10 protein-coding genes are annotated in these 22162 nt (G+C 66.5%); 3 read left to right on the top strand and 7 right to left on the bottom strand.

The genetic code is table 11. The features are described from left to right. Positions 1–48 precede the first annotated feature (48 nt). From ABD05_RS11625 to ABD05_RS11595, 7 genes are all read right to left on the bottom strand, one after another. Entirely contained in the window at positions 49–1749 is a 1701-nt protein-coding gene (locus tag ABD05_RS11625; RefSeq protein ID WP_148669070.1) for a cytochrome c family protein, read from the bottom strand. Further along, the gene (locus ABD05_RS11620) at positions 1746–2582 is read right to left on the bottom strand and encodes a LolA-like protein (protein ID WP_047900247.1); all 837 of its coding nucleotides are present in this window, start codon (positions 2580–2582) and stop codon (positions 1746–1748) included. The genes ABD05_RS11625 and ABD05_RS11620 overlap by 4 nt, the downstream gene beginning before the upstream one ends. Positions 2583–2628: 46 nt before the next feature. Beyond that, positions 2629–3456 carry an outer membrane lipoprotein-sorting protein gene (locus ABD05_RS11615; RefSeq protein WP_175804791.1) on the bottom strand — a complete coding sequence of 276 codons (828 nt, stop codon included), beginning with the start codon at positions 3454–3456 and terminating at the stop codon, positions 2629–2631. Between the two features lie 42 nt (positions 3457–3498). Next, positions 3499–4005, bottom strand: a complete 507-nt coding sequence (locus tag ABD05_RS11610) for a hypothetical protein (protein WP_047900245.1) — start codon at positions 4003–4005, stop codon at positions 3499–3501. A 12-nt stretch (positions 4006–4017) separates the two neighbouring features. Next, positions 4018–12336, bottom strand: coding sequence for an Ig-like domain-containing protein (locus ABD05_RS11605; protein WP_158361581.1), 8319 nt, complete (start codon positions 12334–12336; stop codon positions 4018–4020). A 17-nt stretch (positions 12337–12353) separates the two neighbouring features. Beyond that, positions 12354–13886, bottom strand: a complete 1533-nt coding sequence (locus ABD05_RS11600) for a multicopper oxidase family protein (RefSeq protein WP_047901166.1) — start codon at positions 13884–13886, stop codon at positions 12354–12356. A gap of 85 nt (positions 13887–13971) precedes the next feature. Further along, positions 13972–15540, bottom strand: a complete 1569-nt coding sequence (locus tag ABD05_RS11595; RefSeq protein WP_047900244.1) for a multicopper oxidase domain-containing protein — start codon at positions 15538–15540, stop codon at positions 13972–13974. A 966-nt stretch (positions 15541–16506) separates the two neighbouring features. Between ABD05_RS11595 and ABD05_RS11590 the strand changes: the two genes are divergently transcribed. The 3 genes from ABD05_RS11590 (at position 16507) to ABD05_RS11580 (ending at position 22093) form a co-directional block, all read left to right on the top strand. Next, a complete protein-coding gene (locus ABD05_RS11590; RefSeq protein ID WP_047900243.1) occupies positions 16507–17331 on the top strand; it encodes an IclR family transcriptional regulator in 825 nt (274 codons plus the stop codon). A gap of 265 nt (positions 17332–17596) precedes the next feature. After that, the gene (locus tag ABD05_RS11585) at positions 17597–18964 is read left to right on the top strand and encodes an MdtA/MuxA family multidrug efflux RND transporter periplasmic adaptor subunit (RefSeq protein WP_047900242.1); all 1368 of its coding nucleotides are present in this window, start codon (positions 17597–17599) and stop codon (positions 18962–18964) included. A gap of 15 nt (positions 18965–18979) precedes the next feature. Continuing rightward, positions 18980–22093, top strand: a complete 3114-nt coding sequence (locus ABD05_RS11580; RefSeq protein ID WP_047900241.1) for an MdtB/MuxB family multidrug efflux RND transporter permease subunit — start codon at positions 18980–18982, stop codon at positions 22091–22093. Positions 22094–22162 lie beyond the last annotated feature (69 nt).

Here is a 22162-nt window from a genome sequence, read left to right as displayed (position 1 = left end):
CCTCCTTACGCGGTCTGATCCCTACTCCATCTCGGCGCGCGCGGCCGCTCAGGGGACGATCCAGCCCCCGTCGGCGGAGAGCTTCAGGCGATCCGGCCCGGCGAAGCGGACGATATAGCCGCCCTTCGACGCGAAGCGCTGCCCCGGCGCGAGCGTCAGGCGCGGGTAGTAGCCGGTCAGGATGCGGCGCTCGAGCATGTCCTGGATGCGCTCGACGAGATACTCGCGCACGAACGCATCGACCAGATGGCTGAGCGTCTCGGCGAGCAGGCCGCAGGCGAGATACGTGTCCGCCTGCACCTGCGGCGCGACCATCGGAATCTGCCGGATCGAGAACCAGCCGAACGCATAGTCGACGCGCACTCGCCGCCCTTCGGGCAGGTCGAACGGATAGGCGATGCGCGTCACGCCGCGCCAGCTCGTCGGCAGCGGCGTATTGTCGAGCCCGCCGAGCAGCCCCGACATGAATACCGTGTCCGACGCGGGCGGCACGTGAGCGAGCGCCGCGAGGTCCGGCGGCCGCAGCCACAGCACGAGCACGTCGCCGCGCGGCAGCCGGCGCAATGCGCTCGCGACGCTGTCGCCGGATCCAAGCGCGCGATTCGACACGGCGATGCCGTGCGCCTTCAGCGCGGCAGCCAGCGCGCGTGCGCCACGCTCGCCGTTGTCACCGGTGCGATAGACCTGCCAGACCGTCTTCACCGCTTGCGGCGGCGGCCGCGCACCGGCTTCGTCCAGGATGCGCTTCGCGATCAGGTCCGACTCGAGCAGCACGCCGCGCGAGAAGTACACGGAATAGAAATCGTGGTCGGTTTCGACCGGCACTTCGACGTTCGGAAACAGGCAGGGCACGGCCTCCGCCTCGCAGAAGTCGTGGACGGGCGCCCAGTTCCTGCCGCCGAGCCCCGACACCACGGCCAGCACCGGCTGCCGGGCGAGAAACTGCGTCAATTGCGCACGCCACGTGTCCGGCGGCCCCTTCAGTTCCCACACATGCAGTTCCCAGCGGCGATTGACCATGAACATCATTTTTCGCGTGGAACGCAGCGGCGGCGTCGCGCCGAACGGAAACGCGTTCTTGTCCGCGAAGTAGTGCTGCAGGACGTCGAGCATGCCCGCGCGCTTCACCGGGTCCGCGTCCGGCGTGACGATCGTCGCGAAATGCAGCACCGTGTCCGTCACGCCCGACGGCTTGCGGCGATCGAGACGCTTCAGATAGCCGGTCAGCGCGGCCATGTCGGCGTCGCCGAGCGCGTATTGCGGCATCAGCCTGCCGAGCGGCTTGCCCTCGGAATCGATTCCGTCTCGCACGGCGCGTGCGAGCAGTTCTTCCGTGTACGGCTCGCGATCGGTGCGCATGCCGGAAACGTACGGAATGTCGAGATCCTCGGCGGTCTGCGCGCGCGGATGCACCAGGTAGCGCCACGTGACCGGCGGGATGGTGTTGTTGCCCTCCTTCGAGCCCAGCCCGCTGCGCCGATGGCAATTGATGCAGGCGGCGGCGGCGCCTTGCAGGCGCACGCCGTCCTGATGCACGGCTTCGAGCGGTGCGCCCGAACCGAGGATGCCGCGCTGGAAGATCGCTTCTCCCGCGTCCGCCGGCACGACGGGCGCCGCGGCCTCGTCGCCGAGCGCGTGGCCCACGCCTACGCACAACGCGGCCAGCAACACCCACCGCACCAGCCGCCCGCGCGAGGCCGGCGGGCGCGCCGCCGCGAGGGCGCGCAGTCGCCCCCTGATGCCGTTCATGGTCGTGCCGTCGGCCGGCCGGCGCCCGGCGGCGCCGGCGACACGTTGGCATCGATCGACGCCGGACGGCGTCCGCCCGGCGCTACGGGCCGCGCGAAGAGCGCATCGCCGAGCGGCGGATTCAGCGACACCTTGTCGATGATCAGCGTGTCCTTGGTCGGCGAGACCGCCGTTCCGCTCTCGATCCTGAGCGGGATCTGCAGGCCGTCGATGGACTTGTACTCGCTGTAACGCACCTCGACGGTGACCGTACCGCGCGGTCCCTGCACCTCACGATCGTACTTCACGTCCAGGAACGTCCGACCGTCGATCCACGCATGGCGGATCGCGCCGGAAGGCAGCTTCACCGCGAGGCGGTACGCATTGTGCCCGCCGAGCTGGTCGACACCTTCCAGCGTCACGCCGACCCCCTTCGCTTCATGGTCGATCAGGGGCCCGTCGATAACCTGCTCGTCGCGCGCGGACGCCAACTCGTCCGTCGTGTACGGCCGAGGAATCGCGCCGCCACCGCTGCTCGCGCCCAGCTTCCAGCCCTCCCTGCCGTCGAATATGCGCACGGCCTTCTGGTTCGACACCGTGAGCTCGAAGCGTGTCTTGTTCGGGCGTTTCATCCCGAGGATGAACGGCATGTTCCGCGTGGGGGCGTTCGCGCTGTCCACATGGCCGTACCACACCATCGTCTCGATCTTGCGCCATGCGTCGAGCCCGCCTCTCGCCGCGATGTTCTTCTCGACGATCTGGTCCGCGGTGAGACCATTCCCCGGCATTTGCTCGCACGCGCATAGGGCCGCCGTCACGCAGCCGGCGAGCACCCACGATTCGATTCGTCTCATGGCCTCCTACCCCCCTCCGTTCGGATGCCTGACCAGTGGCTGGAGACTAACGGCTCGCAGCCTTCGCGACGGTGAGCGGCGGCTTGCCGAACATCGCATCGTCGGCCGGCTCGTTCAGCGCGACATGCGTGATCGTAATCTTGCGCGTCTGCTTGGCGCCGCTCACGACGGTCTCGAGCGTATGCGGCACGACGACGCCGTTCTCCTTCCTGTAATCGCGATAGAAGATGGCGACGCTGTGCGTCTTGCCGTCGAGCACGCGCGGCTCGCCGTCGATCTTCAGTTCGAGAAACGTGGCCGCATCGATCCACACGCGACGCTCCGCCCGCTCTTTCGTCGTCACCTTCAGAACGTACGCGCGATGCCCCTCCACCGTTTCCGAGCCAAGCACCTGGACCGTGCTGCCCTTGCTCGCGTAATCGACGAGCGGCCCGTCCAGTTCCGCAGACTGCGCCGCCGATTTCGCCTCGGCAGGCGTATAGGGCTCGACTTCGTTACGGCCGAGAAACGGCCTGACTTTCCAGCCTTGCGTGCCGTCATAGACCTGGAGCGCCGTCTGTTCGTTGAAGCGGACTTCGAAGCGACTCTTGTGCGGGCGCTTCATCGTCATCACGAACGGCAGCGCGGTGTTCTTCGTGCCGCCCGCCTCCATCAGCCCCGACAGCGTCAACGTATTGACCGTGCGCCACGCTTGCAGCCCGCCGCGCGCCGCCACGTTGCGCTCGACGATCTGCGCAGCGCTCATGCGCCCCGTCGATGCGGCGGCCCTGGCCTGGGCGGTCCCCGCCGCCGAAGCCGCGATCGCGTCGGGGGCCGACGCGAGCAAACCGGCCAGCGAGGCCGCCCCAATCACTATCGAAAGAAACCGGGTCATGAGTCTTCTCCTCTCCCTGTGCCGCAAATCGCGGCCGGATCGTCATTCGACCACCAGCCCGTCGATATGCAACGATCCAATGATCACATTCACGCGCTCGCCGGCCTTGACGACGTTGCCCTTGTTCGAGAACACCATCCAGTATTCCCGGCCGGTCTCGATGCCGCCGCTTTGCCGCAGCTGGCCGACCTTGTCCATCACCGGCACCTCCAGCAGCGCGTGACTCGTCTGTCCGTACAGATAAGGCGTCGCGCTCCTGTCGGCGAGCCGCTTCGCGGCAACGGGGTCGGTCACGCGGTAGCTGAAGCGGATCAGGTTGTCCGATGCGATGCGGTGCACCTTCAGGTTGTCGATCCCCCTCGTCATCATGTAGTAGGTTCTCGCGCGCCGCGGTAGGTCCGGCCGGTACGGCGAATGCTTCGCTCCGGCGCCGGGCGCCGCAGGCGCGCCCTGCTGCGCCGCGGCCGGCACTGCGAGAGCCGCGGCGGCAAGGCAGGCGGCGACGGCGTAAAGCGCCGCTCGCCTGCGCAGCAAACGTGAACGGTTCATGGCCCTCCCCCTTCAAGGTTGATTCGGCGCCGCGCCGAGCCCCAACGGGTTGATCGGCAGGCCGCCCACGATGCCGGGCGGCACGTTCGGCAGGTTCGGCACCGTGCCGAGCCCTGGCGGATTGATCGGCGGGCCGCCCACGCCGCCGGGCGGCACGTTCGGCAGGTTCGGCACCGTGCCAAGCCCTAGCGGATTGATCGGCAGGCCGCCCACGCCGCCGGTCGGCACCGTGCCGAGCGCCAGCGGATCGAGCGGCAGGCCGCCCACGAGCCCGGACGGCCTGAATTCGACCGCACCGATGTCGTACCTCCCCTGTTGCGGACGTGTCGTACCGAAGAAATCATGATTCGGCGCGCCTGCTTGCGTCCCGTTATTGATCGCCGGCGAACCCGCGCGCGGCGAGTAGTTGCCGAGCAGCACCCCGTAACCGGCGCTGCCTGATGTGATCGACATGTTGAACAGCGACAACGGCCCGTACGACATGTTGATCCACTGATTACCCTCGTCGGGCACCGCCGACGGCAGCAGGCTGAACAGCGGGTTCGGCAGGATCGTGTCCGAGATGCCGGGCGGCACCGCGAACCCGTTTCCGCCTCCTTCCGGCGGCACGCGCGCTCCATTGCAGTACTGGCTCACGACCGACGGGTTGGTCCCGCTGTTGTTCGCGCCCGGGTAGTCGCCCGCATCGGTCAGGATCGAGTACTGCGGGTGCAGCGTGAGACCCGACTGATGGTTGCCCGGGCCCGTGTCGCCATACGCGCCGATGTCCCAATAGACCGCGTGCGGATCGCAATAGCCCGTCGCATGCCCGGCCTGGTTCAACGTCGGGTTCAGCGCAACCGTGTTCTGCAGTCCGGGGATGTTCGGATTCGATCCGGACACCGTGATGAAGAACGTGCGGTTCTGCCAGAACACGTTGTTGGTCAGTATCGGGTTCGAGAACGTCTTGCAGTTCGGCTGGCCCGCCGGACACGCGACGCCGGGTGCGGTGAATGCGGCGATGAAGTTCGCCGTATGCCGCGCGGTCTCGAGTCCGGCCGGCTGGTACGTCGACGTCGTGATCGGGTTGCACGTCGTTTGCGCGCCGACCGTGGTGCAGTTCGGCGGCCCGACGTTCGCCTGGGTGGCCGCATCCGTGTTGAACAGCACGCCGGCGGACGCCGTCGCGTCGTTCGAGATCACGGTGTTGTTGACGAAGCTCACGCCCACCGCATCTTGCAACGACACGCCACCGCCGCCCCAGCCCGCGACATTGTTCGCAATGATGTTGTTGATGACGCGAACCGTGTACCAATTCGCCGCGTTGTTGGGGCTGCGCTGCACGTCCGTGCCGTTCACCTGCTGCAGCCGCAACCCGCCGCCCTTGCCGCTCTCCGCCGTGTTGCCCATGATCAGGTTGCCGTCGATCACGAGCCGCGGCCCGATACCGTCGGACAGTTGCGGTGCGCAGTCGATGTCGACCGTCGAGTTTTCGCAGAAGGTGCCATCCGGCGGCACGCCCTGTGCGATGATGCCGCCTCCGTAGGTGGGCAGTGTCGGGTTGTTGCTCTGGTTGAACAGCACCCAGTTGTGCGAGATATCGCCGGCGTAGCTGAACCCGAAGTGCGCGACGCCTCCGCCGTCGCCGCTGCTCATGTTGCCGCACACCCAGTTGTAGTTGAAGTGATAGTTGTCGGCGCCCGTGCAGAACACGACGCCTCCGGCCGACGACGGCGTGCTCGAATTGATTTCGTCGCCGTACGCCGCGTTCGACGTCACCGAGTTATGGTGCACATTCACGGCTTTATTGAAGCCGAACGGAAGCTCGGTCACGCCATCGGCCGCGATGGTGCCGTCCGGCACCTCGACCTGGCCGACCGAGATGCCGCCCGTGAGCGTGCCGGCGTTCGAGAACACACGGTTGTTCGACACCTCCATCAGATGGTTCCAGCCGTGCAGGAAAATCCCGCCGCCGCCTTGCGAGCTGTTCGTGACCGTGATGCCGTCGATGCGCGACGGATTGCACAGGAAGTTGCTCGGGTTATTCCTGCAATCCGGCGGGTTCGGCTGGAACAGGGTCGGGCCCGTGAGCGGCACGCAAATCCCGTTCGCGGTGCAGTTCGGGTCGGGTTGCGGCACGCCGCCCACCAGCACGTCCCTCACGCCCTTGCCGACCACCGTGATGCCTGCGCCTTCGTAGGCGCCCATCAGCGTCGGCTCGAGCAGCATTTCGCCGAGGTTGCCGTTCAGGTTCGCGTCCCACCCCACGGTCGGCTCGAACGGGATCGGATCGACCTTGCGCTGCATCGCGGTCGGACAGGTGTACGTGCCGCTCGGATCGAACGGGTTCGATGCCGAGATCATCGCGCCGTTCATTGCGACACCGAACAGACAGTCGACCTCCCTGCGCCACGCGTCCATCTTGCCCGACGGATGCGTGTTCGCGTTGATCACCACCGATGGGGCGCCGACGCCCTGCAGCCGCACCGGCTTCCACATCACGACCATTTCGTTGTAGGTGCCCGGACCCACGATGATCATGTCGCCCGGGGTCGCCTTGTCGATCGCGGTCTGCAGCGCGTCGTTCGTCGCGTTCTCGCCGTTCACGTACGTCGGCGCCTTGCCGCCCACCGTCACGGTAACCGTGTCGATCGTGTTCTTGCCGCTTGCGGTCGTGACGACAAGTTCGCCGCAGGACGTCGGCGCCAACACGCCGCGCTGCTGAATCGTGCAGCTCGAGCCGATCAGTGACGTCACGACGACATGGATCTCCGAGTCGGTCCACGACTGCACCAACGCCGCATTGCCGCCGATCGTGACCTTGCCTTGCGTCGAGCCGAAGCCATAGTGGCGCTTGACGAATTTCTGGTTGAACGGCGCCGCGGTCGCGGCGGGTCCGTCGTACGCATGGTTCGGCACGACCTGATCGCCGAGCGCCTTGATCGTCAGCTGGTGACCGACCGTGCTGACCCACGGGCCCGCCCCTCCGCCGCTCGAGTCGCCGGTCACGCTGGCGATCGCGGGCGTGCCGTCCGGGTACGCGCAGTCAGGCGGGTTGTAGCCGGAAGCAAACGCCTGGACCGGCACCACCGGCGTGTCCATGTACTGGGTCTGGCCGGGCATGAACGGGATCTCGTAGCAGAACTGGCTGTATGCCGGGTTGAACAACGGATCGCGGATCGTCTGGCCCGGATGCGCCGGGTCGGGCATGTCCGGATCGTTCATGCAGGCGACCATCATCGTCGGCGCATAGCCGGTCGGATTCGGCGGGTTGACCTGCCACGTCGAATAGTTCAGCCCGTTGAAGATGCCCCACGAATCCGAATACGTGCGCGCCACTTCATTGCCGGCGAAGTCCTTCATCGAGATCGGCACGTTCGGCACCGCGAACTTCTCGCCGAACTGCGGCGAGTACGGATCGAACTCGGACGAGAAGTCGTCGAGCATGAAGCCCGTGTAGTGCGCGGCGACGTGCGTCGAGCTGAACAGCCAGAACTTCGCGAGCGCCGACATCTCGTTCGTGAGCGTGACCTCCTTGCGGTCGCACAGGTGCCGCGAGGCGCCTGCAAACGGAGCGACCTCCTTCGAGCCCGGGAACAGGCTGATGTAGTCCGGCACGATACGCAGCGCGCCGACGCACGGCCAGAATGTCTCGACACTGCCCGTGTCGCCTTCGTGCCGCGGCGTCGAGCCGAGGTCCGACGTCGGGTTCTGCGCACTGTTCCGGTTGAAGGTCGAATTCATCGCCGCCTGATCGGGCAGGATGAAGATATTGCCGAGGCCTCCGAACTGTTGCGTCACCGGGGCGATGTAGTTGTCGCCGATCAGGATGTTCTTGTCTTCCTCCTTCACGAGCTCGTAGCCCGGCGGCACGATCACTTCGACGACGTATTTCCCGGTCGGCAGCATCTGCGTGCCGTCGCCCGACGGATTCGGCACGCAGATCGTGCAATTCGTGGCCGTCGGCTTGCCCGTCGACGTGTTGCGCGCCGTCACGCTCGGGAACTGGTACATCCCGTCGTATGGTGCCGGCTGCACCTGGTTGAACGCGTGCATGCCGTCATAGCACTTGAACTGCGAATTCGCAGGCAACGCGCGATGCGTCGGGTCGAGCCATTGGGGGCTGTTCTTCAACGTGTAGAAGAACGGGTCGCTCGCCTCCTGCCCAGGGCAGTTCATGTTCGGAATGCCGTCGGAGCGGAAGCCCTGCGCCCAGTCGTCCCAGCTGCTCGTCTTCGTCGTATCGACGAGCGCGAGCGTCGTCGTGCCGTCCGCAGCCGTGCCCTCCTGGTACAGGTTGACCGTCACATTCGGGACGTTCGGCGTCCAGCTCGTGTGAATGAGCAGCGCGGGGTCGTCGAACGGCCTCGTCGAAGCGTAGATCACCTCGCCCTTGATCCCGCCGTTCTCGGTCGGGAGGTACGGCGCCTTGCCGAACTCGATGAACGAATTCTGGCCCGAGAAGCCCTGCCAGCCTTCGGTCGTCACCCACGGCGGATCGATCCGCGCGGTCGACGGGCTCGTGCCGGACTGGTCGTTGCAGTCCGCGTCGTTGCAATACCTGGCGCCCGGCACGCGCAGGTTCGTCGGCAGATGCGCTGTCGAGGATTCGATCGTGTTGGCGAAGTTCGCTGCGATGTTCGAGTTGCCTCCGCCGGTCGTGCCGTCGACCGGGCCGCCCGCGTCATAGACCACGTGCACGCCCGTCTGTTTGTAGCGCGTCGTGTCCGCTTCGACCACGTACCAGTTGAACAGCGGGAACACTTCGTTGAACCCGGCGAACCCGTTCAGGTCCGTGTTGTTGAAGTTCGAATAGCTCCCGTCGCGGAAACGGATGTTGGTCGGCACGAGCGTGAGCCCCGGCTCGCTGTCCTGCGAGACGCCGTCGCTGTTCCGGTCGAAGAAGGTCCGCGTATACAGGTTCGTATGCCACTGGAGCACGGGAATGTCGCCGAGGTCCTTGGACTGTCCGCCCTTCAACTGCGTCGCCGTCGCCAGCCCGTCGACGATCTGGTCGTTCCATTGGTCGAACACCGTGATGCGGAACGTGCCGTCGGGCAGGCCGCTGACCTTGAACGTGCCGTCGGCATTGCACTTGGTAAAGGCGATGTCCTCCCCGTCGGTGTCGCCGATGCTCACGTAGCACTGCGTGAAGCCCAGCGAGTCGCGCGAGCCCGAGCTGTACAGGTTCTCGTTCGGCGGGCGGCTGTAGTGCAGGTTCGTGATCCGGCCGGCGACCGAGTTGTTGCACGTCGCGCCGGCACACACCAGCGGCAGCCGGGCGTTGATGATCTTCGGATTCGCGAAGCCGATCGACACGTGGAAGCCCGCGGGCCCGAACTCCTGGAAGTACGACGGACCGCCGACCTTGATGAACGCGTCGTGGCCCTTCTGCCCGTCCAGCGTGTTGGTCTGCAGCCATTCCTCGCCACGGCCGATCCGGTCGGCGCCCGGCGTCGCGACGACGCCATAGCGGCCCGGCATCATGTTCGCGATGACCGCCTGGCCGACGAGCGGCGACAGCGTCTTGCCGTCGGATTCGTATTTCGGGCAGGTCGGGATCATGCCGACGAGGCCGTCGCTCGACGTCGTCGAAATCGGACATGCGTTCAGGCCGGTGGCAGGATCGATGGTGCCCTGCAGCGAGTTCGACAGCGGCATGTTGAACATGTCGTAGGTCATCTGCCCGGTGGCGTCGCCAGTGCCGCCCGCGTCGTCGAACAGCTTGATCTCGAATCCGCCGAGACCCGGTTCATGCGCGGTGCCGAAGCCATCGGTGCCACCGCTCACGTCCACTTCCCCGTTGACGGGCGCATCGTCCTCGAACACGAATATCGAGATCTTCGCGGTCTGCAACGGCGTCTCCTGCACGAGCACGTTCACGCTCTTCTGGGCCGGTGCGATCGGCGCGCCGCCCATCGTGTGGCCGCAGGTGCCCGTGCCCGGCGCGAAATCCGCCCCGCCGGGACCGGACGGGCAATCCTTCGAGATGTCGAACTGCCGCTTCGCTCCGTCAGGGTTGTTCGGGTCGACGGGCTGCGGCGCGCCTGCGCCGTTCGAGAAACTGTTGCCCGCGTCGCCCGGCAGGATCGAGATGTAATAGTGCTTGGTCGGATCGAGCGACACCTGGCTCGGGTTGACCGCCACCTGTTGCGTTGCATTCGTGCGGCACGCGCCGTCGCCGATATCGCATACCGTGGGGACGTGCGTGTTGGTTGCAGGATCGAACACCGTCTGCCCCGACTCGCAAGCCACCGTGCCAACGCAACCCGCCGCGACCACCGGCATGTAGCTCGAATGGAAGCTCGTGCCGAGACTCGGCACCGGCAGCGGCGGACAGTTCGCGGGCCGCGGCGTCGTGTTCACCTGGCAGGCCGGGTCGATCTGGAACGTGCGGTCTTCCTCGATGATCCACCGATAGTCGGTGAGCTGCACGGGCGTCTTGCCCGGCGCCGTGCTCGGCCCGTCCAGCACCTTCACGGCGAGCCCGCTGCCACCCTTGAACGTGACGGCAACGTTCGCGGCTGCGCTCGACGTCTTCTGCGAATTGACCGCCGTGTACTTGAAGGTCACGCCCGCGGTCGCGGCGCCGACGGGCGGCGCGTTCGGCGTCACGGCGAACGAACCGTCCGCGTTCAGCGTGACGGTGCCGCCGCTGACGCTGCCCGGCACCACTGCCGCGGTGAGCGGCAGACCGCCGGGGTCCGTGTCGTTGCCGAGCACGCCCGGCGCGCCGATCTGCAGCCGCGACGCGATGTTGCTCGTGTAGCTGTCGTCGTGGGCGACCGGCGGGCCGGACAGGCAGCCGGCAGCTTGCGTGCAGGCGGCCAGCGTCACCGTCGCGGTGATCGCAGGATTGCCGTTCGCCTGATACACGAAGCTGTCCGAAGTCGTTCCGGCGTTGGGCACGTAGCTGAATGTGCCGTCCGGGTTCAGCGTCACCGTGCCGTGTGCCGGCTTGGTCACGATCTGCACGCCATATACGCCGACGTCGTTGGCGATCACCCCTTTCCCCGGGTCCGCCACGGTCAGCGTGTTGCCCGCCACGAGGAAGTACTTGTCGGGATTGGCGACGGCATTCTGGCCGCCGCCCGCCGACGGCAGCGCGCCGCCATTGACGCTGAGATACGCCTGCATGCCGCCGTCGCGCTGGTTGTTGGTGGACAGGCTCAATTGCCGGTCGAACACCGGCAGCGCGGCTGCGTTCGGCCCCGGCGCGTTCAACAACACGTCGTAGGTCTTGCCGGCCGCCAGGAACACGGTGGACTGCACGCGCGGGTTGCCGGGCAGCAGATTGCCGTCCTCCGCGACGAGCGCGAACCCGGAAACCGCTGGATTGCCGGTCTGCGCACCGACCACCGACGGCACGTGCATCCGCAGGCCCGCGTTCACGAAGCGCACGAGCACCTGGCCGGTCGACGCGGGCGCACTCGCCGGGAACGACGACAGGTTCGGATGCGTGCGATCGAAGGCGACGCCGTTGATCAGGTAATAACGCGGATCGTAGTTCACCGCCGGCGGATAGCAGGTGCCGAACGATGCGGAATGCGAGTCGCCACAGCCTCCCGACAGACCCGACCACACCTTGGTTTCGCTGAAGCCGGAAGTCGCCACGGCTGCAGCGACCGCGGTGTTCTGCACCGGATCGATTTCGCTCAGCACGAGCGGGACGTCGGCGTCGTAGCCGACGCCCGGATAGGCAATCGCCCGCGACGTCGCGGTGGCCGGCGTCCGCACCACGAGTACGCCATAGAGGCCCATCGGCCCCTGGATCGATGGATGGGAGCCCGACTCGATCAGATAGGTGCCGGGCCGCAGGTTGTTCCACGTCAGCGCCGTTGTCGCGCCGTGAGCCACTTCCGTCGAGAACGACTGGACCCGGGGACCTTGCGGGGGTGGCGTGAAGGTTGCGCCGCTGCCGGTGCCGGCGATCGGCCAGGTCGTCGCGGTCTGCGTCGGATGCACCGGGCTCGCGGTCGACGTCGCCGTCTTGCCGAGACCGCCACCCAGCTGGCCGACGATCACGAGCGAGGTCGGCACGGAGGCTGGCAGACTGTTCGTGAGCTTGATCGTCAGCGACGCGCCGGACGGCACGGTGACGACCACCGGCGACCAGTTCGCCCCGGCGCCGGGATTGGCCGCCGCGCAGGTGGCCGGCGCCACGGCGGCCGCCGAGCACGTGTAGCCCCACATCGGCACGCTCTGGCCGTCGGGCATCATGGCCGTCGTGGCCTTCGCCGTCAGGCTGACGGTCTGGGCGAGAGATGCCTCGCTCGCAGCCAGAAGCATGGACGTAGCGAGGCCCACCTTGACCAGGTGGAGGAGCGCCGCCTTGAACTGGTTGAATCTCATGGCCGTTCTCCCCGCCTCTAGTTGCCTTCGTTGATCACGAAGGCTTGTGGATCAACGAGCATCATCATCATCATTCCGCCAGGGAAGATGTTGTTCGTGGTGATCTCGCGTTCATTGTGCGAATGCCACATGAATGCGAAGCCTGCTTCGCTTCCCGGTGGATTCGCGATCGTGCCGCTCGGCGGCGTCGTGCCTGTCGGCGACGTCGCGCGAATCGTCGCATCCGGTCCGAGATAGGGACTGCCGCCGTACCACGCACCGTTCGTCAGGATGTGCGAGTCGGGCAGCGTGACCGGTCCGCCGCTGCCGACGTTGCCGAACGGATGCGCTTCGAGCGCCTTGTTGTGGTCCGCGCACCATTCGTAGTAATTCGGTGCCGTCGGGTCTGCCGTGTAGTAGCCGTTCGCATCGGGAACGCACACGCTGCCGTCGCCCGGCTTGTGTCCGTAGATGTCCCAGTTCAGGCCCTTGCCGGTCCAGTAGAAGATGCCGTCCATGGTTTCGCCCGGCGTCGTGGTCGTGGTGAACAGCAGCGGACCCGCGACCTTGGTCGCGTCCGACTTGGCAAGAATCAGGTTCCCGTCGCGCGCAAGCACGCGGACGTGATTGCCGTGTTCGTGGAACGGGTGCTGCCAGCGGCCCGTGCCGATGATTCGCAACAGCACCAGTTCGCCGGGGTGCATGTGCGGATTGCCGTTGTAGGGCTGATGCGGATACTGGAACGAATAGTTGGGATCCATGTCGTCCGGCATCGAGCGGCCGTTGATCATGAAATACGCGGGGTGATAGGGCTCGGTCGCGACGGTCATGCAGCCCGTCGGCTGCGCGCACGCCTTGGCGGCCTCCTGCTCGGCCTGCGTATGGATGCGCGGATCCATTTCGGAGAACTGAAACAGATACTCGCGGTCGTAGCACGCCGAGCCGTGGTTGTACGCCGCTGCCGCGTTGCGGTAGTCCGGCTGGCCGTCGGGCAGCGTCGCTGCGACAGTGCGGCACCCTTGCGGCACGGCAAGCACGCCCGGCGCCGACGTCGGCAGGACGATGATCGCGCCGTACAGGCCCATTTCGATCTGCAGGTCGCCCCGCGTGCCGCTGTAGTAGGCGTGCGTGCCGGGCGTCGCCGCGACGAAGCTGTAGGTGACCGTGTTGCCGTGAGTCGCTTCGCGCGTGAGCAGCCCGGGCACGCCGGTGAGTGCGGCGGGACACGTGCCATTCTGGTTGAGCACCGCCGCGCACACCTGGAATCCCTGGAAGAGGATCGACGTGTTGCCCGCCGCCGCCGGCAGATTGTTCGTGAGCGTCACCGTAATCACGTCGCCCTGCTTCACGATCAGTGTCGGCCCGGGAATCTGCATGCTCGGGCAGTTCGCGCCCGTGATTCCCGCCGGCGAGAATCCCGCCGGCGCCGTGCGGCAGCCATAGCCCCATGAATAGACGCTCGTGCCGTCCGGCTGGCTGATGCGCCCCACCTCCGCGCTCAGTTCGAAGTGCGTACCGGTGATGCCCGGCGCCGCGGCCTGCACCGGCAGGCAGAGCAACGCGGCAAGCATCGCCACGGCAAGCCGCACAAGCCGTCCGGCGCCCGTGCGCGTTGCAATCCAGATGTGATGAGTGAGATGACCCACGATATTTCTCCTAGATGCAAGACTTCGTGGCCGGGTCCAACGCGCCCGAGCAGATGCGGACTTCCGTCATCAAGCCCCCGAAGTTCTCGGCGTCGTTCGACAGGTGATCGAGGTTCGGCGTGTAGAGGTAATAGACGGAACCTGGCGCGTACTTCGTCGTGTCGCTCGCATCGAGAATCACGTCGATGGATTCGCCACCGCCGAGCGTGATCGAGTTCGAGTAGTAAGTCATGTCGTTGCCGGCCATGTCGCGCAGCAACCGGGCGTTGACGCCGATCACGTGCATCGGAACGCCGAGCGACGCGAGCGTCTGGAATTCGGTGACGTCGAGGTCGGAAATCCTGAGCAGCGCGCGGCCGCCGGCCGGAATGTTGATGATGGTCGGCAGCGGCTGGGAATAATGCGGCGTGCCGTCGGCCACCGGGGTCTGCATCGCGCCGGTGGTCACGGTGTCCGGATAGCTGCGCCCGTTCAGCATGAAGTACTTGTCCTTCATGTCCGTGAACGGTTCCGGATTGAACGTCATCCCGACGAAGTGGAAATTCGGATCGAAGCCGTGTATCTGCACCGGATACTCGACGTCATACGCGGTCGAGCCGTCGCCGTCGTTGTACGCGTACAGCGTCGGCTTGCCGCTCTTGTCGTTGGCATGCAGCGCGGTGTTCGAAGGCGGCAGCGGCGTCGAGCACAGAATGTCGTTGCCGCACCGGGTGCGAAGATCGCCTTGCTGCGTCACCAGCGCGTTGTACAGCGACCTGCCGGCCGGTACGCGGTTCTGGCGCGGTCGCACGAAGATCTGGCCGACCATGCCCATCTGCAGGTGCTCGGGCGGCGTGATGTGGCAGTGCCAGAAGTAGGTGCCGGCATCGGGCGCGAGATAGTAGTAGGTAAAGCTGCCGCCGATGTTGATCGCCACCGACGCATCCGGCACGCCGTCATAAAACGCCGATGCATTCGGATAGCCGTGGAAGTGCACCGTATGCTGCTCGAACAGGTCGGGGCGCATGATCATGCCGACGTTCGTGAGCGTCAGGAAGAACTCGTCGTCCTCGTCGATCCCCATCGTGGGTGCCGGCATGTTGCCGTTCATCACGCCGACATCCATGATCGGACGCGGGTCCACGTGGCCGGTCAACTGGCCTGGCGGCGAGGATTCCGGGTCGGGCACGAGGCCGACCGCGCCATTGAAGGTCGGGTCCGTTCTCGGATCGCCGACCGTATTGAACAATGCCGCGAACTCCGTACCGGGGCGGCCCGCCAGGATGTCGGCAATGCCGGACAAGGGACCGAAGGAAAACAGATAGGTCTGCGTACCGTCGGCCATCGTTGCATACCCGTCTCCGCCCGAGATCTGCTGGCACTTGATGGCGCCGTTGACGACGCCCGTCGGCGCGGAGTTTTGCCCGGTGAAGGACGGCCGGGTATAGGCAGGTTCCGCCGCACCGAGCGGCAGCGCCGTCGGATGGGACGGCGTGGTGAACGGGCATTGAACCCGAAACGACTGGGCAAACGAAGGAACGGCGCACAGGAGTAGCAACAGTGCCGCCACACTGCTGCAATACGCGCGGGTACTGAACATATGACCTCCATCCTAGGGGTCAACCAGCGATACGCGCTGGACGTCATGCTCTGCTGCGGACGCGGGCTGGCGATCTCATCGCACTGACCCGTATCTGGATTCTGCAGATGCACGCGTCGGCCCGGCATGGGGCACCCCCCTACTTTTGCGTAGGGGGGGCCCGGCGAGCGGGGGCGTCATGCCCGGTACGGCAGCGGGTGCGAGGCGCGCCGGTCGCGGCCGGCCGGCGCCAGCCGGGCGTGCGGCGGTCCGGCGTCGTGCGTCGGCGCAGCGGGCAGATCCGGACGGATCGGGGCGACCTGGCGGACCTGCGATCGGCGAGCGTGCCGCGCGCGACCGCTCATCGGGCGACAAACGCCCGGACCGGGTCACGGCAGCGTGCGACGGCACATGGAGGGGGTCACGACAGCCGTCGTCCACGCCGCCCGCCGACGTACTGGCGTGCGCGGCGCGGGGGTAAGGAAGATGGGCGGTGTATTGTGGAAATCGTCCCGATAGCCGAAATTAATTAAAATCATGGGCCGGGCAATGTCGGGCGCGTCGAACGGCGCGGACTTCGCTGCCGTGGAACGGTGCTGTTTCGATCCCGGCCGACTGGACTGTCGCCGGATAACGGGCAAAAAAAAGCGCCACGGAGACCGTGGCGCTAAAAAAGTTCTAGCCATTCCGAGGGCCGTGCTAGAACCTGAGAGACTGCGCGAAACATCGTTGCCGGTTAAACTCTTGAAACGATGTTTCGAAAACGTGAGACATTCTTTCCGTTTCCGCCCGACAAGTCAAGCGGTATTTGCACCGGCTCATGCACTTTCCGGCAACGCTCATTTGAGCGTTTTCCTAATAAACCAAGGGTGAACCCGTAAAATCTCATCCAATGACCGGTTCGCCCGCAGAACATGCATCTTTTGACAATCGTCCTACAATACCAACAAAATTGAAATCGAGTTTCGGAAATTGAGAGAGTCCCTCGTGTCGACAACTGTAATCCCTCCCGCGTCCCGGGACCGTGAATCGTCGCCCGACGAGATCACAGCGCTCGCCCGCGGCCTTGCCGTGCTGCGCCGCATCGCGGCTGCCGACGCGCCAGTCAGCAACCGCGAGCTGACCGAACTGACCGGCATCCCGAAGCCGACGGTATCGCGCATCACCGCGACGCTCGTCAGCGCCGGCTTCCTGTTCCAGTTGCCCGACAGCGAGCGCTTCGTGCTCACCGCGTCGGTGCTCGAGCTGAGCCACGGCTTCCTGCGCAACTTCGACATCCGCGCGCGTTCGCGGCCGTTCATGATCGAGCTGGCCGAACGCACGTCGCTGTCCGTGCACCTGGCGGTGCGCGACCGGCTCGACATGGTCGCGATCGACGTGATCCGGCCGCGCTCGGCCGTGCTCGTCACGCGCCTCGAGATCGGCTCGAGGATGGACATCGCGCGCACGGCCGTCGGCCGCGCGTATCTCGCGGCACTCGAGGACGACGAGCGGCGCCTGCTGCTCGACTCGCTGCGCACGACGGCGGGCGACGACTGGCCGCATGTGTCCGCCAGGCTCAATCCCGCGCTCGACGACGCGATGCGCGACGGCCACGCGATCGCGATCGGCGAATGGCGCGAGGGCCTGAATGCGGTCGCGGCCGGTTTCGTCGGCCCGTCCGGCCAGCGCTATTCGGTGAATTGCGGCGGCGCGTCGCACCAGTGTCCACCGGAATGGCTACAGGAACATGTCGTGCCCGCACTGCACGAATGCATCGCGAGAATCACGCGCGAGATCGGCGGCGCGCCGGCCCGGCGCATCAGCGTGTAATCGTTCCGTCATCGTCCTGTCGCGCTTTGTCGAGTTCTGTAACGACCGTAACCCGTTGAAAGATAGAGCGCTGGACTGTAACGGGGGCGGGACGTAGGATCATGCCCATCGTCGCGCCGCATTCGCGGTGCGCACAGCTCTTTTCCCGCGCGGGTCGGGAGGGCCCCGGACCGAGCCGGGTTGCCCCTCCCGGCACCGCTCGCCCACGCGCAGCCATGAGCAGTCCGAATCCCGGCACGCCGCGCCGTCTTCCTGACAGAACCCGATGGATAACGAACAAAAGCCCACGCCCCCTTCGAAAGACCCCGCCTCCCCCGCCGCACGGCGCCCGCGCCGCACGCTGATGATCGGGACGCTCGCGGCAGTCGTCATCGGCGGCCTGTTGTGGTGGCAACCGTGGAACCGCACGCCGGCGGCAGGCAGCGCAGCGGCCGGCGCAAGCGCCGGCAGTGGTGCCAGCAGCGGCGCCGGCGGCCATCGCGGCCGCGGCGGCCCCGCCGCGATGGCGAACGTTCCGCAGCCCGTGTCCGTCGCGACCGCGACGCAGGGTGAAATGCCGATCGTGCTGTCCGCGCTCGGCACCGTGACGCCGCTCGCGAACGTGACGGTGAAGACGCAGTTGTCGGGCTACCTGCAGTCGGTGTCGTTCCAGGAAGGCCAGATCGTCAGGAAAGGCGACGTGCTCGCGCAGATCGACCCGCGCCCGTACCAGGTGTCGCTCGAGAATGCCGAAGGCACGCACGCGCGCGACTCGGCGTTGCTCGCGACGGCGCGCCTCGACCTGAAGCGCTACCAGACGCTGCTGTCGCAGGACTCGATCGCGTCGCAAACCGTCGATACGCAGGCTTCTCTCGTCAAGCAATACGAAGGGGCGGTGAAGACCGACCAGGCCGCGATCGATTCCGCGAAGCTGAACCTCACGTATGCACGCATCACGGCGCCCGTGTCGGGCCGCGTCGGCCTGCGTCAGGTCGACCCCGGCAACTATGTGACGCCGGGCGACAGCACCGGCATCGTCGTGATCACGCAGCTGCAGCCGATGAGCGTGATCTTCACGACGTCGGAAGACAACCTGCCGCAGATCCTCAAGCAGGTGAACGCGGGCCAGAAGCTGTCGGTCACCGCGTACAACCGCAACAACACGGTGCCGCTCGAGACGGGCTCGCTCGCGACGCTCGACAACCAGATCGACACGAGCACCGGCACGGTCAAGCTGCGCGCGAACTTCGATAACAAGGCAGGCATGCTGTTCCCGAATCAGTTCGTGAACACGCGGCTGCTCGTCGACGTGATGCGCGACGCGACGATCGTGCCGACGTCCGCGGTGCTGACGGGCTCGATCGGCCAGTTCGTCTACGTCGTGAAACCCGACAACACGGTGACGGTGCGCAAGGTCAAGATCGGCCCGGTCGACGGCGAGCGCACCAGCATCGTCAGCGGCATCGCGCTCGGCGAACGCGTCGTCACCGACGGCTCCGACCGCCTGCGCGAAGGCGCGACGATCTCGATCCCGGCCGACAAGCCGAAAGGCGCGTCGGGCGCGCGCGGCGCCGGCGCGGCGTCGGGTGCATCGGGCGCCGACGGCCATCGCGGCGGACACAAGCACGGTGCGTCGCAAGCAGCGGCCCAATAACGCGCGGGCCGCTCGATGAATCCGTCCCGCCTCTTCATTCTCCGGCCAGTCGGCACCGCCCTCCTGATGGCGGCGATCATGCTGGCCGGCCTCGTCGCGCTGCGCTTCCTGCCGCTCGCGGCGCTGCCCGAAGTCGACTACCCGACGATCCAGGTCCAGACCTTCTACCCGGGCGCGAGCCCGGAGGTGATGACCTCGTCGGTCACCGCGCCGCTCGAACGGCAGTTCGGGCAGATGCCGTCGCTGAACCAGATGTCGTCGCAAAGCTCGGCCGGCGCGTCGGTGATCACGCTGCAGTTCTCGCTCGACCTGCCGCTCGACATCGCCGAACAGGAAGTGCAGGCCGCGATCAACGCGGCCGGCAACCTGCTGCCGTCCGACCTCCCCGCCCCGCCGATCTACGCGAAGGTCAATCCGGCCGACGCGCCGGTGATCACGCTCGCCGTCACGTCGAAGACACTGCCGCTCACGCAGGTGCAGGATCTGGCCGACACGCGCCTCGCGATGAAGATCTCGCAGATCGCGGGCGTCGGCCTCGTCAGCCTGTCGGGCGGCAACCGCCCGGCCGTGCGGATCCAGGCGAATCCGACCGCGCTCGCGCAGTACGGGATGAACCTCGACGACCTGCGCACGACGATCTCGAACCTGAACGTGAACACGCCGAAGGGCAACTTCGACGGCCCGACGCGCGCGTACACGATCAACGCGAACGACCAGCTCACGAGCGCCGACCAGTACAACAGCGCCGTCGTCGCCTACAAGAACGGCCGCCCGGTGATGCTCACCGACGTCGCGACGGTCGTCGCCGGCTCGGAAAACACCAAGCTCGGCGCGTGGGTGAATTCGGAGCCCGCGATCATCCTGAACGTGCAGCGCCAGCCCGGCGCGAACGTGATCCAGACGGTGGACGCGATCAAGGCGCAGTTGCCGAAGCTGCAGGAAACGCTGCCGGCCGCGCTCGACGTGCAGATCGTCACCGACCGCACGACGATGATCCGCGCGGCCGTGCGCGACGTGCAGTTCGAACTGCTGCTCGCGGTCGGGCTGGTCGTGCTGGTGATGTACCTGTTCCTCGCGAACGTCTACGCGACGATCATCCCGAGCCTGTCGGTGCCGCTGTCGCTGATCGGCACGCTCGCGGTGATGTACCTGGCCGGCTTCTCGCTGAACAACCTGTCGCTGATGGCGCTCACGATCGCGACCGGCTTCGTCGTCGACGACGCGATCGTGATGATCGAGAACATCGCGCGCTACGTCGAGGAAGGCGAATCGGGGCTCGAGGCCGCGCTGAAGGGCTCTAAGCAGATCGGCTTCACGATCATCTCGCTGACGGTGTCGCTGATCGCGGTGCTGATCCCGCTGCTGTTCATGGGCGACGTGGTCGGGCGCCTGTTCCACGAATTCGCGATCACGCTCGCGGTGACGATCGTGATCTCGGCGATCGTGTCGCTCACGCTCGTGCCGATGATGTGCGCGAAGCTGCTGCGCCATTCGCCGCCGCCCGAAAGCCACCGCTTCGAGGCGCGCGTGCACCAGGCGATCGACCGGGTGATCGCGCGCTACGCGGTCGCGCTCGAATGGGTGCTGAACCGCCAGCGCTCGACGCTCGTCGTCGCGCTGCTGACGCTCGTGCTGACCGGCCTGCTGTACGTCTACATACCGAAGGGTTTCTTCCCCGCGCAGGATACCGGCGTGATCCAGGCGATCACGCAGGCGCCGCAATCGATCTCGTACGGCGCGATGGCCGAGCGCCAGCAGGCGCTCGCGGCCGAGATCCTGAAGGACCCGAACGTCGAGAGCCTCACGTCGTTCATCGGCGTCGACGGCAGCAACATCACGCTGAACAGCGGCCGGATGCTGATCAACCTGAAGGCGCGCGACGCGCGCACCGAGACGGCCGCGCAGATCATCCGCGACCTGCAGCACCGCGTCGCGAACATCACGGGCATCTCGCTGTTCATGCAGTCGGTGCAGGACCTGACGATCGACTCGACCGTCAGCCCGACGCAGTACCAGTTCATGCTGACGAGCCCGAATTCGGACGAATTCGCGACCTGGGTGCCGAAGCTCGTCGCGCGGCTGCAGCAGGAGCCGTCGCTCGCCGACGTCGCGACCGACCTGCAGAGCAACGGACAATCCGTCTACATCGAGATCGACCGCGCAAGCGCCGCGCGCTTCGGCATCACGCCGGCGACCGTCGACAACGCGCTGTACGACGCATTCGGCCAGCGCATCGTGTCGACCATCTTCACGCAGTCGAACCAGTACCGCGTGATTCTCGAGTCCGAGCCGAAGGAGCAGCACTACGCGCTATCGCTGAACGACATCTACCTGCCGTCGGCCGGCGGCGGCCAGGTGCCGCTGTCGTCGATCGCGTCGTTCCACGAGCGGCCGTCGCCGCTGCTGGTCGCGCACCTGTCGCAGTTCCCGTCGACGACGATCTCGTTCAACCTCGCGGCCGGCGCGTCGCTCGGCGAAGCCGTCAAGGCGATCGAGGCCGCCGAGAAGGACATCGACCTGCCCGCGTCGTTCCAGACGCGCTTCCAGGGCGCGGCACTCGCATTCCAGGCATCGCTGTCGAACCAGGTTTTCCTGATCCTCGCGGCGATCATCACGATGTACATCGTGCTCGGCGTGCTGTACGAGAGCTACATCCATCCGATCACGATCCTGTCGACGCTGCCGTCGGCCGGCGTCGGCGCGCTGCTCGCGCTGATGATCACCGGGCACGATCTCGACATCATCGGGATCATCGGCATCGTGCTGCTGATCGGCATCGTGAAGAAGAACGCGATCATGATGATCGACTTCGCGCTCGAGGCCGAACGCGTCGAAGGCAAGCCGCCGCGCGAGGCGATCTTCCAGGCGTGCCTGCTGCGCTTCCGGCCGATCCTGATGACGACGCTCGCCGCGCTGCTCGGCGCGGTGCCGCTGATCGTCGGCTCCGGCGCGGGCTCCGAGCTGCGCCAGCCGCTCGGGATCGCGATCGCCGGCGGCCTGATCGTGTCGCAGGTGCTGACGCTGTTCACGACGCCCGTGATCTACCTCGGCTTCGACTCGCTCGCGCGCCGCGTGCGCGGCTGGTTCGAACGCCACGGCCCCGGTGCCGACACGCGCACGGATGCGTAAATGAAACGACCCCCACGCTCACTTCGTTCGCGTGGGGGGGCGCAGCCCCCCCATCTGCCGAAAACGCAT

The organism is Burkholderia pyrrocinia, from assembly GCF_001028665.1.
Lineage (GTDB): Bacteria > Pseudomonadota > Gammaproteobacteria > Burkholderiales > Burkholderiaceae > Burkholderia > Burkholderia pyrrocinia.
This window is presented reverse-complemented; position numbering and strand designations above follow the sequence as displayed.